At 60.2% G+C, this 324-nt stretch carries 1 pseudogene; it reads right to left on the bottom strand.

What is annotated here, in order from left to right:
* A pseudogene (locus tag QMX98_RS35145) lies at positions 1–324 on the bottom strand (AMP-binding protein); the annotation flags it as partial.

Genomic DNA, 324 nt, shown 5'->3' with positions numbered 1-324 from the left:
TACGCACCCAGTTTTTCAATTCCAGACGCAGTTGCTCGCTCGGCTCTTCACCCGCGATCAACGTGACGTAGACATAAATGCCCTGCCCCTTGATGTCGTGCGGCACACCGACCACGGCCGCTTCGGCAACTTTCGGGTGCGCAACCATCGCGCTTTCGATCTCGGCGGTGCCCATGCGGTGGCCGGACACGTTGAGCACGTCGTCCACACGCCCGGTGATCCAGTAGTAACCGTCTTCATCGCGACGTGCGCCGTCACCGGTGAAGTACATGCCACGGAAGGTCTTGAAGTAGGTGTCGACGAAGCGGTCATGGTCGCCGTACA

Source organism: Pseudomonas sp. PS02303, from assembly GCF_029959925.1.
Classification (GTDB): domain Bacteria; phylum Pseudomonadota; class Gammaproteobacteria; order Pseudomonadales; family Pseudomonadaceae; genus Aquipseudomonas; species Aquipseudomonas mandelii.
This window is presented reverse-complemented; position numbering and strand designations above follow the sequence as displayed.